This is a genomic window from Geobacillus kaustophilus, from assembly GCF_000948285.1.
GTDB lineage: Bacteria > Bacillota > Bacilli > Bacillales > Anoxybacillaceae > Geobacillus > Geobacillus thermoleovorans_A.
The window spans coordinates 1,999,141-2,017,201 of record NZ_JYBP01000003.1; the positions used below are offsets into that span (position 1 = coordinate 1,999,141).

The following is an 18,061-nucleotide window of genomic DNA, read 5'->3' on the forward strand; positions in this document are numbered from 1 at the left end:
TTTATCCTCGAGATAAAGAGGTGTGAAAAACCATTGTCGCAGCTCGAGACACCATTGTTTACCGGTTTGTTGGAGCATATGAAAAAAAATCCGGTTCAATTTCACATTCCCGGCCATAAAAAAGGGGCCGGCATGGATCCGGAGTTTCGCGCTTTCATCGGAGACAACGCCTTGGCGATTGATTTGATCAACATCAGCCCGCTCGATGACTTGCACCATCCAAAAGGGATGATCAAACGGGCGCAGGAGCTCGCTGCCAAAGCGTTCGGCGCCGATTATACGTTTTTTTCCGTGCAAGGAACGAGCGGCGCCATCATGACGATGGTCATGTCGGTCGCCGGGCCGGGCGATAAAATCATCGTGCCGCGCAACGTCCATAAATCGGTCATGTCGGCCATTGTCTTTTCTGGAGCGACGCCGATTTTCATTCATCCCGAAATCGACAAGGAGCTTGGCATTTCCCATGGCATTACGCCGCAAGCAGTGGAAAAAGCGCTCCGCCAGCACCCGGACGCCAAAGGGGTGCTCGTCATCAACCCGACGTACTTTGGCATTGCCGGCGATTTGAAAAAAATCGTCGATATCGCTCACTCGTACAACGTTCCGGTGCTGGTCGACGAAGCGCACGGCGTGCACATTCATTTTCATGAGGACTTGCCGCTCTCAGCAATGCAAGCGGGCGCCGATATGGCGGCGACAAGCGTCCATAAGCTCGGCGGATCGCTGACGCAAAGCTCGATTTTGAACGTGCGCGAAGGACTCGTCTCAGCAAAACACGTGCAGGCGGTTTTAAGCATGCTGACGACGACCTCAACGTCGTATTTGCTGCTCGCTTCGCTTGATGTCGCCCGCAAACAGTTGGCGACGAAAGGGCGTGAACTCATCGACAAAGCCATTCGACTCGCCGACTGGACGCGCCGGCAAATCAACGAGATTCCATATTTGTACTGCGTCGGCGAAGAGATTTTAGGCACGGAAGCAACGTACGACTACGATCCGACAAAGCTCATCATTTCGGTTAAAGAGCTCGGGCTGACCGGCCATGATGTCGAACGGTGGCTGCGCGAAACGTACAACATTGAAGTCGAGCTTTCCGATTTATACAACATTTTGTGCATCATCACCCCAGGCGATACCGAACGGGAGGCGAACCTGCTCATTGAAGCGCTCCGCCGCTTGTCGAAGCAGTTCAGCCATCAGGCAGAGAAAGGAGTCAAGCCGAAAGTGCTCCTTCCGGACATCCCGGCGCTCGCCTTGACGCCGCGCGATGCGTTTTACGCTGAAACGGAAGTCGTGCCGTTTCACGAATCGGCCGGCCGAATCATCGCCGAATTTGTGATGGTGTATCCGCCTGGCATTCCGATTTTTATTCCAGGCGAAATCATCACGGAAGAAAACTTGAAGTATATTGAGACGAACTTGGCTGCTGGCCTCCCTGTCCAAGGGCCGGAAGACGACACGCTGCAGACGTTGCGCGTCATTAAAGAATATAAACCAATCCGCTGACCGCACAAGCCGGTTTGCCCGGCTTGTGTTTTTTGCGCCAAAATAAACGGCGCGCATGTTACTTGTCGACATGCGCGCCTCTATCCGTTCCTTCCCCCATCAGTTTGACCGTTTTATTCTTTTTCTCCGCCCTCATTGTCATGCTCGCAGCAATCACATTTCCCATAAAGCGTTGTCACTTTTTCATCTTCGAAATACGCAATCGTCGCATCACACGTTTGACATACGATCGTGCCCATCCCCAAAACCCCTTTGTGATGATAAATTCCATTGTTGACTTTATAATAATATATCACATTTATGCTGTCAATCCTAATTTGTATATCACATTTAATAAAAAAGAACTTTTTTGAAACCGCTCTTTTTCCATTTATTGTCCGCCAACATATGGTACAATAAGGATAAAGACGCAATGGAAATAGCGGGAGGGGAAGGAATGATGAACACCGATCTAAAGCTGCCGGCGGGGAAAACGATGACCATCGAGGACGTCAAACAGCTGCTCGAGCGCTACCAGATGGCGCTCAAAAAGACAGGGGAACAGCTTGGTTGGGCGTACGAACAGGCCGCTTTCCCGTATACGGTCCACATACACGAATCCGTTCTCTGCTTGCAAGGCGACGGCCGTTTGTACAAAGGGATGGCGATTTCCGTGCGAACAGCTGGAGAAGAGACATTCATTGACATCGCACTGCCGCCGGGGGCGACGCATGGGGACAAAGGGAAGGCCAATGAATTCAGCAAATGGCTGGCGAAAACGCTCGGCGGTGAACTGCACTTGTTCAGCGGCCGGACGATGGCGTTTGGCAGCGCGTAAACAGCGGGCATTCGACCGCTGTTTTTTATTGGACGGCCTGCCAAATGACATGCTGACCGGCAAAGTACATCGCCGCCGTCCCAATCGTCGTCAGCGCCGCCTTGCGCGTCGCCAAGCCGAGCTGGCGCGCCAGCAAAAACGCGATGTACATAAAGATGCACAGCATCAGCCCGCGGAAAAACAGGCGGTCTCTTCCTGACAGCCACTCGATCAATGAGAAACTGCTCCAAATCATCATCTGCATCAAAAATGCAACGTAAGCTTTCATTTCAACTCCATCTCCCGCTTGCTCTTTACCATAACGATATGAAGCGAGAGCGGAAAATAGTATGGGAAATTGGACAAGAAATGGACCAGGCCGCTCCTTTGAACAAAAGACTGTCGACCGGGCGCAGCAACAGGCGAACATACAACTGCCGCCGCAGATTCATTTCTTTTCTGCCAATCATCTTGCTTCTGGATGATGTTCCCTACTTATTGCACCGCAAGAAAAAGGTGCCCCGTCGTATTCGGGACACCTTCGTTTTTACTTCGCAATGATATGAATCGGCGTGCCGAGCGCCACTTCCGCCGCTTCCATGGCGATTTCGCCAAGCGTCGGATGGGCATGGATCGTCAACGCGATGTCTTCCGCCGTCATGCCGGCTTCGATGGCAAGCCCAAGCTCGGCGATCATATCCGAGGCGTTCGGGCCGATGATTTGCGCTCCAATCACAACACCGTCTTCTTTGCGGACGACAAGCTTCAGGAAACCGTCCGTATCGTTGAGCGACAGAGCGCGGCCGTTGGCGGCAAACGGGAATTTCGCCGTAATGACGTCGATGCCTTCCTCTTTCGCCTGCTGCTCAAAGTAGCCGACCGAGGCGCATTCCGGATCGGAGAAGACGACCGCCGGAATGGCAATGTAATCGACGACCGACGGATGGCCAGCGATGGCTTCCGCCGCCACTTTTCCTTCATACGACGCTTTATGGGCGAGCGCCGGGCCTGGAACGATATCGCCGATGGCGAAAATGTTCGGCACGCTTGTCCGGCATTGTTGGTCCACTTCAATCAAACCGCGGTTGTTCATTTTGATGCCGATTTGTTCGAGGCCGAGCTCATCTGTATTCGGCCGGCGGCCGACCGTCACCAATACATAGTCGGCGTCGATCGTTTTCGTTTCGCCGTTCGCTTCATACGTGACCGTCACGCCGTCTGCACGCTCTTCGGCTCCTTTCGCAAGCGCGTTCGTGACGATTTCAACGCCTTTGTTTTTCAAGCGGCGTTTAATGACCGACACCATTTGCTTTTCAAAGCCGGATAAAATCTCACCGGCCCCTTCAAGAATCGTCACTTTCGCCCCAAAGTTGGCGTAGGCTGTGCCAAGCTCGATGCCGATGTAGCCGCCGCCGATGACAACGAGCGACTTCGGGATTTCCCCGAGGTTGAGCGCACCGGTCGAGTCGAGAATGCGGCCGGAAAACTTGAAGTTCGGCAGCTCGATCGGGCGTGAACCGGTGGCGAGAATCGCGTTTTTAAACGCATACGTCTGCGCGCTGTCGCCGTTGACGACGCGCACCGTGTTGGCGTCGACGAAATACGCTTCCCCTTTGACGATCTCGACTTTATTGCCTTTGAGCAGTCCTTCGACGCCGCCCGTCAATTTTTTGACGATGCTCGCTTTCCATTCTTGCACTTTCGAGAAATCAACCGTGACGTTTTCCGCCTTGATGCCCATCTCTTCGGAATGTTTCGCCTGCTCGTAGCGATGGCTTGCCGAGATGAGCGCCTTGGACGGGATGCAGCCGACGTTTAAGCAGACGCCGCCCAAATTTCCTTTTTCCACAATCGTCACTTTTTGGCCGAGCTGTGCGGCGCGGATGGCGGCGACATAGCCGCCCGGGCCGGCGCCAACGACGAGCGTTTCTGTTTCAATTGCAAAATCGCCAACTACCATCGTTTTACGCCTCCATTAATAATAATTCTGGATCGCTTAACAGCTGCTTGATATGGTTGAGCGCTTTTTGCGCCGTCGCTCCGTCGATCATCCGATGGTCAAAGCTCAACGAGAGCGCCAAGACCGGAGCAGCGACAATTTCACCGTCGCGGACGATCGGTTTTTCGGCAATGCGGCCGATGCCAAGAATCGCCACTTCCGGATGGTTGATGACCGGCGTAAACCATTGCCCGCCGGCTGAGCCGATGTTCGTGATCGTGCACGATGCGCCTTTCATTTCGTTTGGCATCAGTTTGCCTTCGCGCGCTTTTTCAGCAAGTTCGTTGATTTCCTTCGCCAGCGCGAAAATCGGCTTCCGGTCGGCATGTTTAATGACCGGCACGAGCAACCCCCGATCCGTGTCAGCGGCGATGCCGATGTTGTAGTAATGCTTATGAATAATTTCCTCTGTCGCATCGTCGATCGACGTATTCAGCACTGGATATTCACGCAGCGCGGAAACAAGCGCTTTGACGACATACGGCAAGAACGTCAGCTTGATGCCTTTTTCCGCGGCAATGGCCTTGAATTTTTTTCGGTGAGCAACAAGCTTCGTCACATCGGCTTCATCCATGAGCGTCACGTGCGGGGCCGTATGTTTCGAATGCACCATGGCCTTGGCGATCGCCCGACGGATGCCGCTCATTTTCTCGCGCGTTTCCGGGAATTCGCCTTCCGGCACAACCGGTTTCGCCGCTGGCGCTTGCGGCGCTGCCTTCTCTTCCGCCGCTTGCGGCGCCGGCTCAGCCGCGGCTTTCGTGCCGCCGGCGAGGAAGGCATCAATATCTTCTTTCAAAACACGGCCGTTTTTCCCCGTGCCTTGAACGAGGCGGATATCGACGCCTTTTTCACGCGCATATTTGCGCACAGACGGCATCGCGATGACGCGGCGGTTCGGGTCGGCTTCTGCCGCCGGCGCTTCCGGAGCGACCTCAACGTTTTCTTCTTTCGACACCGTTTCCGCTTTTTCCTCTTTTTTCGCCTCTTCTTCGTGCTCCTGCCCTTTAAACGTCATGTTTTCATAGCCCGGCGCATCGAGCGTAATGAGCGTTTGCCCGACCGTCGCCACTGTTCCTTCCGGGACGAGGATCTCAAGCACTTTTCCTTTAACCGGAGACGGGATCTCGACGACCGCTTTGTCGTTTTGCACTTCGCACAACACGTCGTCCTCGTTCACTTCATCGCCCGGCTTGACGAACCATTTGACAATCTCGCCTTCGTGAATGCCTTCGCCAATATCCGGCAACTTAAATTCAAATGCCACTGTAGGTCGACCTCCTATCGTTTGCCGAAAATGAGCGGGGGAAGGCGCTTCGCTCCCCCGGACTTGTCTACATTAGAAGTTGATCACTTTTTTCGCCGTCTCGATCACGTCTTTAAAGTTCGGCAGCCACACCGATTCTGCTTGAGCGAACGGATAGACGGTATCCGGCGCGGCGACGCGCAATACCGGCGCCTCGAGGCTTAAAATCGCGCGCTCGTTAATTTCCGCGACGACGTTGGCGGCGATGCCGGCTTGCCGTTGCGCTTCTTGCACGACGATGGCGCGGCCCGTTTTTTCAACCGAACCAATGATCGTCTCAATATCGAGCGGCTGCACGGTGCGCAAGTCGACGACTTCGGCAGAAATGCCTTCCTTCTCTAATTCTGCCGCCGCTTTTAACGATTCATGCACCATGGCCCCGTACGCGATGATCGTAATGTCTTTCCCTTCGCGCTTAATGTCCGCTTTGCCGATCGGAATCGTGTACTCTCCTTCCGGCACCTCTTGGCGGAACGAGCGGTACAGCTTCAAATGCTCAAGGAAAATAACCGGGTCGTTGTCGCGGATCGCCGAGATGAGCAGTCCTTTCGCATCATACGGCGTCGACGGGATGACGACTTTCAAGCCCGGCTGTTGGGCGACGAGCCCTTCTAAGCTGTCTGAGTGCAATTCCGGCGTATGGACGCCGCCGCCAAACGGCGAACGAATCGTAATCGGAACATGGTAGCGGCCGCCAGTGCGGTAGCGGATGCGCGCCATTTGTCCGCAAATCGCATCCATCGCCTCATAGACGAACCCGAAAAACTGAATTTCCGGCACCGGGCGGAACCCTTGCAAAGCCAAGCCGATCGCCAAGCCGCCGATCCCGGATTCGGCCAACGGCGTATCAAACACGCGCTCTTCGCCAAACTCCGCTTGCAGCCCTTCGGTCACCCGGAATACGCCGCCGTTGACCCCAACGTCTTCGCCAAACACCAGCACGTTCGGATCGTTTCTCATCTCGATGCGCAGCGCATCGGTGATCGCTTGAACCATTGTCATTTGCGCCATGGCTTACTTCGACTCCTTCTCTTTATAAATTTCATACTGCTCTTTTAAGTTCGCCGGCAGCTCTTCGAACATGATGCTGATTAAGTCGGTCACTTTTTGCTTCGGCGTTTCGTCCGCTTTTTTGATCGCTTCCTTGATGTCCTCTTTCGCCTGCTCGATGACGCGGTTTTCTTCCTCTTCGCTCCATAAGCCTTTCGCTTCTAAAAACTTGCGGAAGCGGACAAGCGGGTCTTTTTTCGCCCATTCGTTTTCGAGTTCCTTCGAACGATAGCGCGTCGGATCGTCGCCGGACATCGTATGCGGACCGTAGCGGAAGCAAAGCGTTTCGATGAGCGTCGGCCCTTCGCCGTTAATGGCGCGTTCGCGGGCCGCTTTCACCGCGGCGTAGACCGCAAGCGGATCCATGCCGTCGACTTGAATGCCCGGAATGCCGGCAGCGACCGCTTTTTGCGCCAATGTTTTGGCGACCGTTTGCTTTTCCACTGGCGTAGAGATGGCAAAGCGGTTGTTTTGCACGACAAAGATGGCCGGTGCCTTAAACGCCCCCGCGAAGTTGATCCCTTCGTAAAAGTCGCCTTGCGATGTGCCCCCATCGCCGGTATATGTAATGGCCACTGCCTTTTTGCCCCGCATTTTCAAGCCGAGCGCCACGCCGGCTGCCTGAATGTATTGAGCCCCGATGATGATTTGCGGCGGCAAGACGTTGACGCCTTCAGGAATTTGGTTGCCATGAAAGTGGCCGCGCGAGAACAAAAATGCTTGATAGAGCGGAAGCCCGTGCCAAATGATTTGCGGAACGTCGCGATATCCCGGCAAAATGAAATCTTCTTTTTCAAGCGCAAAATGGCTGGCGATTTGGCTCGCTTCTTGCCCGGCGGTCGGCGCGTAAAACCCGAGTCGGCCCTGGCGGTTCAACGAAATGGAGCGCTGGTCGAGGATGCGCGTATACACCATGCGGCGCATCAGCTCTTTCAGCTGCTCATCGCTCAACTCCGGCATCGCCTCTTCGTTGACGACTTCGCCTTCTTCATTCAAAATTTGAAACATCGGGAACTGCTCAGCCACTTTCTCGAGCTGCTCCGCAAATCGAAACTGGGAGGTTTTCACACCCATGTTATTCACCTCTGCCTTTCATTAGAAATTTTAGAAATGAGAATACATACGCCCATATACTATTAATGTACCCAAAATGAAAGAGAAATAAAAAACGGCCGCCATCCGGCGCCAACGCAAGGAGCAAAGGCGCCGAAATCTGTTTCACTATTTTGCAAGACTGAATTAGTACAACACGCGTTTGCAAGTTTTAGTTTACACATTCTTGGATCAACCGTCAACGACTTTGATTTCTCATGTTTTTCCGCTTTATCCCTTGGGTAAAATTGGAATATGAAATATTCCGTCCACAAACTGTTATATTACATCCCTCATCACCTGTATGGGTCCTGTATTATATTTTCAAAAAATATAAAACATACAGTAGCTTGACAAGATAACGAAAACATTTTCTCGAATTTGTCTTCTTGTTTTCCTTATACTCGAATAATATATTCGTGCGGCTGCGTTTTTATTTACGATCGATGCTCATTTTGTTAGACTAAACGATAGACAGCGATGCCAAACGTAGGGAGTGAACAAAGCGAATGATCACGATGAAGGACATCATCAAAGAGGGGCATCCGACATTGCGGAAAATCGCCGAACCCGTTCCGTTGCCGCCTTCAGAGGAAGATAAGCGCATTTTGCAAAGCTTGCTTGACTACGTGAAAATGAGCCAAGACCCGGAGCTGGCCGCCAAATACGGCCTGCGGCCCGGCATCGGCCTTGCCGCCCCGCAAATCAACGTCTCGAAGCGAATGATCGCCGTCCATGTCACCGATGAAAACGGGACGCTGTACAGCTACGCCTTGTTCAACCCGAAAATCATCAGCCACTCCGTGCAGCAATGTTACTTGACGACCGGGGAAGGCTGCCTGTCGGTCGACCGCGACGTGCCGGGATATGTGCCGCGCTATGCCCGCATCACTGTCACTGGGACGACGATCGAAGGCGAAGAAGTCACACTGCGGTTGAAAGGGTTGCCAGCCATCGTCTTCCAACATGAAATCGATCATTTAAACGGCATTATGTTCTATGACCGCATCAACCAAGATGACCCATTTCGAGTGCCGGACGGGGCGATTCCGATCGGGCGCTAAAAAGCCTCCTGTAAATGGCGAGCGGCCCCGCTCCAAAAGGCGGAGGCCGCTTTTTATCGGATGAGCTGCAGCTGTTTCAATCCGTACCAAATGCCTTCCTTATCGACCGGCTTCGTGACGAAATCGGCGACCCGCTTCACTTCTTCATGGGCATTGCCCATCGCCACCCCGGTTCCCACGAACGAGAGCATTTCAATGTCATTCAATCCGTCGCCGAACGCGTACACATCCTTCTTATCGATCCCGAGCTTTTCGATCATCATGCGGATGCCTTCCGCCTTCGAGCCCCCCTGCCGGCAGCACATCTGTCGAGACGTCGTGCCAGCGGACAAAGCGAAATTCGGGATAGTTGCGCACATACGGTTCTTCTTCCTCGGCGCGGCAAAACAGAAGCGCTTGATAAATGTCTTTGTTCTCATAATAAAGAGGGTCGACAGGCGGGTGGGCGAATTTTAGGCTCGCCATGCTGACGTGGATGTGCGGATGGTCGCCGATGCTCGCTCTCATTTTCTCCGCATCCATAAAGACGAGTGGATGGCCGTTTTTGCGGGCATCCTCTGTCAACGCCCGCACTTTCTCACGCGAAAGCGGCTGTTTGTACAGCACATCTCCTTCAAAAACGACGTATTGGCCGTTGAAGCTGACGAACGAATCGATGCCAAGCTGTTTGCGCACATGTTCAAACATAAAAGGCGCCCGCCCCGTGGCGATGGCGACATAAACGCCCGACTGCTTCAGGCGGCGAACCGCTTCGACCGTTGACGGCGGCAGCTGCTTTTGATCATCAAGAAGCGTGCCGTCGATGTCGAAAAAGACGATTTTTCTGCCCACGTTCACTTCCCCTTGTTAAAAAGTTGTTCATTGTTTACCGTACTGAAAAACGCCTCGAATGTCAACCAAGAGGCACGATCTGTTCCATTTTTACCCATGAAAAACAAACCTCCGCCTACATATCATATATAATAGAACATTTACTTTCGCCGCAAAATGAGTACAATAAAAGGTAAGGAGTGATGAAACATGTTGAAAAAGCTGAAAAAAAAGCTGCTTCAACAGTGGAAAGACCTGCTCCGGAAAAAATTGATCGCCTGACCGTTACAACAACAGCCCTTCCATTCGAAGGGCTTCTTTCCCACTTTGGCGAATAAAGCGGGCAACATTCGTCAAAGATGATGCATATCGTCGGCACATCTGACGCCTGTTTTTGCTTTTGGCAGCAAAACACATGAAAAGAAAGTTACATTCTTATATAATAGATAGAGCAACCATTGTACGATAAGGAGAGATTTCACGATGATTTTCAAAGTGTTTTACCAAGAAAACGCAGACGAAGCGCCCGTGAGAGAAAAAACGAAAACACTCTACATCGAAGCAGAATCAGAGCGGGATGTACGCCGAAAACTCGAAGGCCGTCCGATCAATGTTGAGTATATTCAGCCGTTAGAGGGAGCGCATCTAGACTACGAAAAGAAAAGCCCGAACTTTCAAGTATTGGAGATTTCATCATGAAGCTGTTGACAGACCAGCAAGTTGGCGTTTTTGCCCTCGGCGGACTGGGTGAAATCGGAAAAAATACATACGGCGTACAATTCCAAGACGAAATCATTGTCATTGACGCAGGCATTAAGTTTCCGGAAGATGAGTTGCTCGGAATCGACTATGTCATTCCAGACTACTCCTATTTAGTGAAGCACGCGGACAAAGTGAAAGGGCTGTTCATCACTCACGGGCACGAAGACCATATCGGCGGCATTCCGTATTTGCTCCGGCAGGTGAACATCCCGATTTACGGCGGCAAATTAGCACTTGGGCTGATTCGTAATAAGCTTGAGGAACATGGGTTGCTGCGCCAAGCGAAACTCATTGAGATTCGCGAAGACGATGTCATCCGCTTCCAAAAAACGGCCGTCACCTTTTTCCGGACGACGCACAGCATTCCGGACAGCTACGGTATTGTTGTGAAAACGCCAGTCGGGCAAATCGTTCACACTGGGGATTTTAAATTCGATTTTACGCCGGTCGGCGAGCCGGCCAATTTGACGAAAATGGCCGAAATTGGGAAAGAAGGCGTGCTTTGCCTCATGTCGGACAGCACGAACAGCGAAATTCCGCATTTTACGATGTCGGAGCGGCGCGTCGGCGAAAGCATTCACGACATTTTCCGCAAGGTGGAAGGACGCATCATTTTCGCCACATTTGCATCAAACATCCACCGCCTCCAGCAGGTGACGGAAGCAGCCGTCGCCAACAACCGAAAAATCGCTGTCTTCGGCCGAAGCATGGAAGCGGCGATTGAGATCGGACAAGACCTCGGCTATATCAAATGTCCGAAAGGCACGTTCGTCGACGCGAACGAAATCAACCGCCTGCCGGCCAACCGGGTGACCATTTTATGCACCGGCAGCCAAGGGGAGCCGATGGCCGCCTTGTCGCGCATCGCCAACGGCACGCACCGGCAAATTCAAATCATCCCGGGCGACACGGTCGTCTTTTCCTCATCGCCGATTCCAGGCAACACGGTGAGCGTCAACCGGACGATCAACATGCTGTATCGGGCCGGCGCAGAAGTCATCCATGGCCCGCTCAACGACATCCATACGTCCGGCCACGGCGGACAGGAAGAACAAAAATTGATGATCCGGCTGATGAAGCCGAAATATTTCATGCCGATCCACGGCGAATACCGCATGCAAAAAATGCACGCCAAGCTCGCCATCGACTGCGGCGTGCCGGAGGAAAACTGCTTTATTATGGACAACGGCGAAGTGCTTGGCATCAGCGACAAAGAAGCGCGCATCGTCGGCAAGATCCCGTCCGGCTCCGTCTACATCGACGGCAGCGGTGTCGGCGACATCGGCAACATCGTCTTGCGCGACCGCCGCATTTTGTCTGAGGAAGGGCTCGTGATTGTCGTCGTCAGCATCAACATGAAAGAGTTCAAAATCGCCGCCGGCCCGGACATTATTTCTCGCGGCTTCGTCTATATGCGAGAGTCAGGCGACTTAATCAGCGAAGCGCAAGTATTGATCACGAAACATCTCGAAAAAGTGCTGGAACGAAAAACGAACCAATGGTCGGAGATCAAAAACGAAATCACGGAAACGCTCGCCCCGTTCTTGTACGAGCGGACGAAACGGCGGCCCATGATTTTGCCGATCATCATGGAAATCTAAAGAAAAAAGGGCGTCCTTGCAAAAGGATGCCCTTTTTCCGTCATCATCATGCACAGGCCGCCTGTCAGCCGTCAACCGACCACTTTTTCCTCAAACCGGTCAATGTCGCTGTCAGCGCCGATGACGACTAACACGTCGCCTTTGCGGATGATTTCCGAAGCGAGCGGGGAGACAATGACGCTTGCTCCACGCTTGATGGCGACGATGTTGATGCCATAGCGGGCGCGGATGTCAAGCTCCAAAAGTGAATGGCCGTCAAGCCGCTCGCTTGCCACGATTTCGACAATGCTGTATTTGTCCGACAGCTCCAGATAATCTAAGACGTTGTTGGAAATCAAATTGTGGGCGATCCGCTCGCCCATGTCGCGCTCGGGATGCACGATTTGATCAGCACCGATTTTTTTCAGCACTTTCTCATGATAATCGTTTGTTGCCTTGACCGTAATATGGTTGACGCCGAGCTCTTTTAAAATCAGAGTCGTCAAAATGCTCGCCTGGATGTTGTCGCCGATCGCGACAATGACATGATCAAAGTTGCGGATGCCTAAACTTTTCAGCACGTTTTCATCGGTCGTGTCGCCGACGACAGCGTGCGAAGCGATCGACGCAAATTCGTTCACCCGGTCTTCGTCAATGTCGATGGCCAATACTTCCATTCCTTGTTCGCTCAGCGTCCGGCAGATGCTGCCGCCAAAGCGCCCGAGGCCGATGACGGCAAACTGTTTCTTTTTCATTGACACTCCTCCATATCGTTGATCAAGCATTGTTTCTTCCCCTTATTTTAGCAAAAAAGAAAAAGGAGCGAAAACGTTCTTCGCTCCTTTTTCTACTATCCTTTATACCACATTTCCGCAAAATACGGGCTGCCAGCGCGCACAGACCAAACGTTCGATCATCAGCGAAGTTTTTCTTCGACTTTTTGGCAAATCTCTTCTGCGGTGAGCCCGCTTGCTTCAATGACCGGACCGGACGCCGCGATGTTGTGAATGCCGGCGATATTGGCGTCCAGGCCGGTAATGACGCAGCAGTCGCAGCCTCTTGCGTCTTGCTCCCCGCGGAGCGGTACAACATTATACCCTCTTTCTCTCAATGCCTCTTGCACATCAGTCAGCGATGGCTCGACACCGATTTTCGCCATCACACTCCACCTCCTCACACATAATGTGCCTTGACGGAGGCGGAACTATACTTCCTCATTTCCTTTCCAGGAAAAATAGCCGATTAACAAAGCGATCGCACGGTCGATCGCCGCTTCATCCGGGGCCAGCTTCGCATGGTGCAGCCCATATGGCGAGGCGACGCCAAGCCAAAACATAAAACCCGGGATGTCCGCCAGCATATAGCCGAAATCCTCGCCGGTCATCGCCTCCTTGCAGCGGATGACGTTCACGCCGCCGTGCGTCTCGGCAAACTTCATAAATTCCGCTGTCAGCTCCGGATCATTGTATACTTCATGGTACATGGCACCGTAATCGATGGCTGCTTCACACTCGTACGCGACTTCAATGCCATGCACGATCGCTTCAATCCGCCGCTTCACCTTCTGCATCGCTGCAGTCGACAGCGTCCGAATCGTTCCTTCGAGCCGGGCGTGCTCCGCAATGACGTTCTGCACCGTCCCGCCGGCAATTTTTCCGATCGTAATGACCGCGCTATCCAGCGGATCGACGTTGCGGGCGACGATCGACTGTAGCTGCGTCACCAATGCGCAGGCGGCGACGACCATGTCATTCGCTAAATGCGGAAACGCCGCGTGGCCGCCTTTTCCCTTCAAGTCGATAAACAGCTCCGACGTATTGGCAAACAGCAACCCTTCTTTCGTTGCAATCGTGCCGACTGGATATTCCGGCGCAATATGCAAGGCGACGATTATATCCGGCTTCCATTCCCGCATGATGTCGCTTTCTAACATCGGCTTTGCTCCGCCTGGTCCTTCCTCGGCCGGCTGGAATACAAACAGCAAATCGTCTTTCAGTGGATGATGAGCAAAATGAGTGAGCACACCAAGAGCGATGCTCATATGCACATCGTGGCCGCACGCGTGCATGCGCCCTTCATGTTTCGACCGATACGGCAAGCCGGTCTCCTCGCGAATCGGCAGCCCGTCCATATCGGCGCGGTAGCCGATCGTTTTGCGCGGCGATGTTCCGTTGACTTTGACGAAAATCCCGGTCTTCCACGTCCGGACTTGAAGCCGCTCTTGCGGCAGGGACTGGATATAGCGAAGCAAATATTGCTGCGTCTTAAACTCCTGAAACCCAAGCTCCGGGATTTGATGCAAGTCGCGGCGAATGGCGACAAACGGACTGATCGTTTCCATCCTCTCTCTCCTCCATGGGCAAAAAAGGGGCTGACCCAAAAGCTTCATTCTTCTCAAACGAAATACAACATATTGCGCATGATTCATTGTTTCGTGGCGATATATGGTGATGAGCAAGGGTGTCCCGATCCTTTTGGGACACCCCCTTTGTTGTGATTATAATTGACGAAGCTCCTGTTTAATCTCTGTTTTCGCCCGTGTTTGCTCGTCGATCTGCTTAATGACGCGCGCTGGCACTCCAGCCACCACCGTATACGGCGGCACATCTTCCACGACGACCGCGCCGGCGGCGACAACCGCTCCTTTGCCGACCGTGACTCCTTCCAAAATGACGGCATTCGCCCCGACGAGCACATCGTCTTCAATGACGACCGGCTTAGCTGATGGCGGCTCGATCACCCCCGCCAACACCGCTCCGGCGCCGATATGGCAGTTTTTCCCGACCGTCGCCCGTCCGCCGAGCACGGCGTTCATGTCGATCATTGTCCCTTCGCCAACGACGGCGCCAATGTTGATGACCGCCCCCATCATAATGACGGCGTTGTCGCCGATTTCGACATGGTCGCGGATAATGGCGCCCGGCTCGATGCGCGCTTTGACTCCCTTTAAGTCAAGAAGCGGAATCGCGGAATTGCGGCGGTCGTTCTCGACGACATAATCCTCGATTTTGTCTTGATTTGCTTCGATTGCGGCTTGAATGTCTTGCCATTCGCCAAACACGACACCGACGTTGCCAGTAATAAACGTTTTCGCGCTTGAGCCGAAATCGATTCCTTCAAGGTTTCCTTTTATGTATACTTTAACAGGCGTTGATTTTTTGCTGTTTTGAATAAATGAAATGATTTCATTGGCGTCCATCATCTTCATGGGCGATATCCTCCTTTACATCTCTATTCTTCTTTACTTTAGCAAAACAGAGATCATCGTGACAAGCCTAATTCATGGATTGAACGCTCTCCCACCTACGCTTGCGCTTCGAGGTGGGAGATTCTTGGGAACCCCCGCCCTGCGGCAGGCTGTTCACCAAGCCATCCCCGTGCGTCCCACGGTTCAGCTGTCTTACGAAGACAGCAAACGAAGCCCTTCCTGCAAAATATTTCGGGCGGCGTTCTCGTCCCGATCATGTTCGGCTCCGCAGTTCGGGCACACCCACTCGCGGATGTCGAGAGATTTCACCTCAACATGCCGGCGCCCGCAGCACGAGCACAATTGGCTCGATGGAAACGTGCGGCCGACACGAACCAACGTCCCCCCGTACCATTTCGCTTTATACTCGAGCATCTGAAGCAAGCGCCCCCACGCGGAATCCGAAATGCGTTTGGCCAACTTGCGATTCTTCTGCATGTTCTGCACACGCAAGTCCTCCACGCACACCACTTGGTTTTCGCGGATGAGGCGGGTGGACAGTTTGTGCAGGAAATCGTTCCGGCAGTTGGCGATTTTCTCATGAAGCTTGGCGACTTTCAAGCGGGCTTTGCGCCAGTTCGAACCGCCCAGCTTACGCTCACGCGTAGAAGTGGGGGTCTTCTCGGTTTGGAATGATAAAATTTTGCAGCACCTTCTGGAAGGCTTGTACTTGCGGTAGTTGCCATGCGGCTTCCGAACCAATCAGCCATGTATCCCTCGTCATCCGTTCACCTCGCTTATTTTTTAGCGGAATCATATGAACAAGATGTTGTTCTCGGTCATCTAAAGCAATTTCCGGTAAAATCGCGTAGCCAACTCCATGGTAAGCAAGCTGTTTACACGTTTCGATTTGGTCGACAATCACTGTTCGCGGCGGCAGGGCTTGAAATTGTTCATGCCACCATTGTTGGATATGCAACGAATAGGTCGAATCGCTTTTAAATTGAATAAATGGCCGGTCGATATGGCGCAGCTGCTCCAGAGATTGAATTTCTTGGTCTACTAAATATAACTGATCCGAAAATAAACGCGTCGCAATCCCGCTCCAATTTGGTTTTCCGCGAACAATTCCGAGTTGAAACCGATTTTCATACATGCTGCTTAAGACTTCGCTTGTCCACCCAGTTGTCAACGACACATTTACATTTGGGTATAACATCATAAACGTTTTTAAAACTGCGGGTAGCCAATGCTGTGCAACTATGGAAACAACCGCTAGTGTTAATGTTCCGCTTATTTGTCCGGTCAGTTGTTTGATCTCTTCTTTTACTTTGTTCGTTTTCTGCACGATTTCTTTCGCCAGCTGGACAATTTTTTCCCCCTCTGGTGTTAACAGTAAACCTCGCTGGGACCGGATGAACACTTTCACATTCCAGCTGGCTTCTATCGCCTGCAGCCGTTGGGACAATGCGGACTGAGTAATATACAGCCGAGCTGCCGCTTTTCTCATATTTAATTCTTCCGCCAAGACGGCGAGTATTTCGTACTCTGAAATATTCAAGCTATCACCCTTTTTGATAAGTTTTTCTTATCATTTTCATCCATTTTTTCAACATTTTCTTATTTCCATAAAATGAATACAATAGCTGTAGAACGCTTGTAGAAAGGGGTTGCCTTGCATGGACTGGGTACTGTTTGTCCTCGTTGGATTTGCTACTTCATTCGTTGGTACATTAGCTGGCGGCGGCGGCCTCATTGGCATGCCTGTTCTGCTTATGATCGGCGTTCCTATCCATCAGGCCATTTCCGCCGCCAAGTTTTCCAATACAATCAGCTCGTTTTCCAGCTTCTTCGTCCTATTTCGCCAGCAAAGCATTCGTTGGAAACAGCTGTTGCTCATCATTCCTATTAGCCTTGGCGGGGGAGCAACAGGAGGAGCCATCGCCTCTCTGCTGTCTGAACGAACGATGACCATCATCGCCATTATCTTGTTAATGTTCGCACTATGTTTGCAAGTTTTCAAAAAACAGCCTGGTCAAGCGGCAGCGGTTCCTGCTCTCCCTAAAACCTTATATCCCATTCTCTGCGGCATTAGCGTCTATGATGGCATGTTTGGCCCTGGCCAAGCCACCATGCTCATGTATGCCTACTTGCGCGCCGGCATGGATTACTTATCGGCCATGGCGCTGACAAGATTCCAAACGTTCATCAGCTGCTTTGGCGCACTAACGTCTTATCTATACAGTGGCCATGTGAACTGGCACATCGCTCCGTTCTTGGCGATTGGATCGTTGATCGGCGCCCAAGCATCAGTGCGAGTCGCACAAAAACTGAAACAAAGCCAGCTGCGCTTGTTATTGCACACAATTACTTTTCTGCTCATTGTTCAGCTTCTTTTCGGCCTGGCTTCCGGCCGTCATTAGGCTTCCGCAGCTGTTTATTCAGTTGCTTCAGTACTTCCCGTCGAGTGAAAATGCCTGCAAAATAGCCGTCGTCATTTTCCACACACACGAACGGATGGTTGACAATAAGCCCCACTGCCTTCATCAGGCTGTCGTCAAGCCGCAGGCGCGGAATGTTTCGGTTCATCACTTCTTCAACCTTCATCGTCTCGAGGCGTTCAAATTCGATGCGCTCTAATCCTAAAATCGCATCCATCATCATCGTCATGCTGATGAGCCCGTGAAGCTTATAAGAGGTGTCCAATACCGGAATCGCCGAATAGCCGGTTTTCGTAAGGACGAGCAGCGCATGATCCAAATAATTTCCCGGCTGCACATGCGCCACTTTATCCGCCGGAATCAGAAATGGCTTGACCGTCATTTGCATGAATTCATTGTGTTCCCATGTCATGCCGATGTTCCGCCTTTCTTCTGCATCTTCTCCTCCCCACACTGTTATCATACCATAAA

At 52.3% G+C, this 18,061-nt stretch carries 19 protein-coding genes and 2 pseudogenes; 7 read left to right on the forward strand and 14 right to left on the reverse strand.

The genetic code is table 11. The features are described 5' to 3' along the window. Positions 1 to 33 precede the first annotated feature (33 nt). Positions 34 to 1,506, forward strand: a complete 1,473-nt coding sequence (locus LG52_RS10340; protein WP_044731851.1) for an aminotransferase class I/II-fold pyridoxal phosphate-dependent enzyme — start codon at positions 34 to 36, stop codon at positions 1,504 to 1,506. A 113-nt stretch (positions 1,507 to 1,619) separates the two neighbouring features. Here the strand turns inward: LG52_RS10340 and LG52_RS10345 are convergent, their stop codons facing one another. Further along, a complete protein-coding gene (locus tag LG52_RS10345) occupies positions 1,620 to 1,745 on the reverse strand; it encodes a GapA-binding peptide SR1P (RefSeq protein ID WP_011230564.1) in 126 nt (41 codons plus the stop codon). A 197-nt stretch (positions 1,746 to 1,942) separates the two neighbouring features. Between LG52_RS10345 and LG52_RS10350 the strand changes: the two genes are divergently transcribed. Then, positions 1,943 to 2,323, forward strand: a complete 381-nt coding sequence (locus tag LG52_RS10350) for a DUF1885 family protein (RefSeq protein WP_044731852.1) — start codon at positions 1,943 to 1,945, stop codon at positions 2,321 to 2,323. 25 nt (positions 2,324 to 2,348) lie between these two features. On the opposite strand, the gene LG52_RS10355 is transcribed toward LG52_RS10350, so the two are convergent. The 5 genes from LG52_RS10355 to pdhA form a co-directional block, all read right to left on the reverse strand. Then, complete coding sequence (locus LG52_RS10355) at positions 2,349 to 2,591, reverse strand: hypothetical protein (protein WP_044731853.1); 243 nt, start codon at positions 2,589 to 2,591, stop codon at positions 2,349 to 2,351. A gap of 258 nt (positions 2,592 to 2,849) precedes the next feature. Continuing rightward, the gene (gene lpdA, locus LG52_RS10360) at positions 2,850 to 4,262 is read right to left on the reverse strand and encodes a dihydrolipoyl dehydrogenase (RefSeq protein ID WP_044731854.1); all 1,413 of its coding nucleotides are present in this window, start codon (positions 4,260 to 4,262) and stop codon (positions 2,850 to 2,852) included. Positions 4,263 to 4,266: 4 nt separating this feature from the next. Further along, positions 4,267 to 5,565, reverse strand: a complete 1,299-nt coding sequence (locus tag LG52_RS10365) for a dihydrolipoamide acetyltransferase family protein (protein ID WP_044731855.1) — start codon at positions 5,563 to 5,565, stop codon at positions 4,267 to 4,269. Positions 5,566 to 5,637: 72 nt separating this feature from the next. After that, complete coding sequence (pdhB, locus tag LG52_RS10370; RefSeq protein WP_011230559.1) at positions 5,638 to 6,615, reverse strand: pyruvate dehydrogenase complex E1 component subunit beta; 978 nt, start codon at positions 6,613 to 6,615, stop codon at positions 5,638 to 5,640. Between the two features lie 3 nt (positions 6,616 to 6,618). Next, positions 6,619 to 7,728: a pyruvate dehydrogenase (acetyl-transferring) E1 component subunit alpha gene (gene pdhA, locus LG52_RS10375; protein ID WP_044731856.1), complete on the reverse strand. Its 1,110-nt coding sequence runs from the start codon at positions 7,726 to 7,728 to the stop codon at positions 6,619 to 6,621. A gap of 527 nt (positions 7,729 to 8,255) precedes the next feature. On the opposite strand from pdhA, the gene def reads away from it, so the two are divergent. Next, positions 8,256 to 8,810 carry a peptide deformylase gene (gene def / locus LG52_RS10380; RefSeq protein WP_044731857.1) on the forward strand — a complete coding sequence of 185 codons (555 nt, stop codon included), beginning with the start codon at positions 8,256 to 8,258 and terminating at the stop codon, positions 8,808 to 8,810. Between the two features lie 53 nt (positions 8,811 to 8,863). On the opposite strand, the pseudogene LG52_RS10385 reads toward def, so the two are convergent. Then, positions 8,864 to 9,641 (reverse strand): annotated as a pseudogene (locus LG52_RS10385) (Cof-type HAD-IIB family hydrolase). A gap of 182 nt (positions 9,642 to 9,823) precedes the next feature. On the opposite strand from LG52_RS10385, the gene LG52_RS20820 reads away from it, so the two are divergent. The 3 genes from LG52_RS20820 to rnjA all read left to right on the forward strand — a co-directional run bounded on the left by LG52_RS20820 (position 9,824) and on the right by rnjA (position 11,983). Then, positions 9,824 to 9,958, forward strand: a complete 135-nt coding sequence (locus LG52_RS20820; protein WP_014195339.1) for a hypothetical protein — start codon at positions 9,824 to 9,826, stop codon at positions 9,956 to 9,958. Positions 9,959 to 10,103: 145 nt separating this feature from the next. Beyond that, entirely contained in the window at positions 10,104 to 10,319 is a 216-nt protein-coding gene (locus LG52_RS10390) for a DNA-dependent RNA polymerase subunit epsilon (protein ID WP_044731858.1), read from the forward strand. After that, positions 10,316 to 11,983, forward strand: a complete 1,668-nt coding sequence (gene rnjA / locus LG52_RS10395) for a ribonuclease J1 (RefSeq protein WP_044731859.1) — start codon at positions 10,316 to 10,318, stop codon at positions 11,981 to 11,983. Before LG52_RS10390 ends, rnjA begins: the two co-directional genes overlap by 4 nt. Before the next feature lie 71 nt (positions 11,984 to 12,054). Here rnjA and LG52_RS10400 read toward each other — a convergent pair whose 3' ends face one another. The 6 genes and pseudogenes from LG52_RS10400 to LG52_RS10425 all read right to left on the reverse strand — a co-directional run bounded on the left by LG52_RS10400 (position 12,055) and on the right by LG52_RS10425 (position 16,710). Further along, a complete protein-coding gene (locus LG52_RS10400) occupies positions 12,055 to 12,717 on the reverse strand; it encodes a potassium channel family protein (RefSeq protein ID WP_013145901.1) in 663 nt (220 codons plus the stop codon). Positions 12,718 to 12,878: 161 nt separating this feature from the next. Then, positions 12,879 to 13,121, reverse strand: coding sequence for a YkuS family protein (locus LG52_RS10405; protein ID WP_044731860.1), 243 nt, complete (start codon positions 13,119 to 13,121; stop codon positions 12,879 to 12,881). A 45-nt stretch (positions 13,122 to 13,166) separates the two neighbouring features. After that, entirely contained in the window at positions 13,167 to 14,303 is a 1,137-nt protein-coding gene (locus LG52_RS10410; RefSeq protein WP_044731861.1) for an N-acetyldiaminopimelate deacetylase, read from the reverse strand. A 156-nt stretch (positions 14,304 to 14,459) separates the two neighbouring features. Beyond that, positions 14,460 to 15,170 carry a 2,3,4,5-tetrahydropyridine-2,6-dicarboxylate N-acetyltransferase gene (gene dapD / locus LG52_RS10415; RefSeq protein ID WP_044731862.1) on the reverse strand — a complete coding sequence of 237 codons (711 nt, stop codon included), beginning with the start codon at positions 15,168 to 15,170 and terminating at the stop codon, positions 14,460 to 14,462. A 192-nt stretch (positions 15,171 to 15,362) separates the two neighbouring features. Next, positions 15,363 to 15,806: pseudogene (locus LG52_RS10420) on the reverse strand (RNA-guided endonuclease TnpB family protein); the annotation flags it as partial. 1 nt (position 15,807) lies between these two features. Continuing rightward, positions 15,808 to 16,710, reverse strand: coding sequence for a LysR family transcriptional regulator (locus LG52_RS10425; protein WP_044731863.1), 903 nt, complete (start codon positions 16,708 to 16,710; stop codon positions 15,808 to 15,810). Positions 16,711 to 16,828: 118 nt separating this feature from the next. Between LG52_RS10425 and LG52_RS10430 the strand changes: the two genes are divergently transcribed. Continuing rightward, positions 16,829 to 17,572 (forward strand): sulfite exporter TauE/SafE family protein, encoded by a 744-nt coding sequence (locus LG52_RS10430; RefSeq protein WP_044731864.1) that lies wholly within the window; start codon positions 16,829 to 16,831, stop codon positions 17,570 to 17,572. Here LG52_RS10430 and cbpB read toward each other — a convergent pair. Next, positions 17,529 to 18,002 (reverse strand): cyclic-di-AMP-binding protein CbpB, encoded by a 474-nt coding sequence (gene cbpB / locus LG52_RS10435; protein ID WP_044731865.1) that lies wholly within the window; start codon positions 18,000 to 18,002, stop codon positions 17,529 to 17,531. The two genes, LG52_RS10430 and cbpB, sit on opposite strands and share 44 nt — an antisense overlap. Positions 18,003 to 18,061 lie beyond the last annotated feature (59 nt).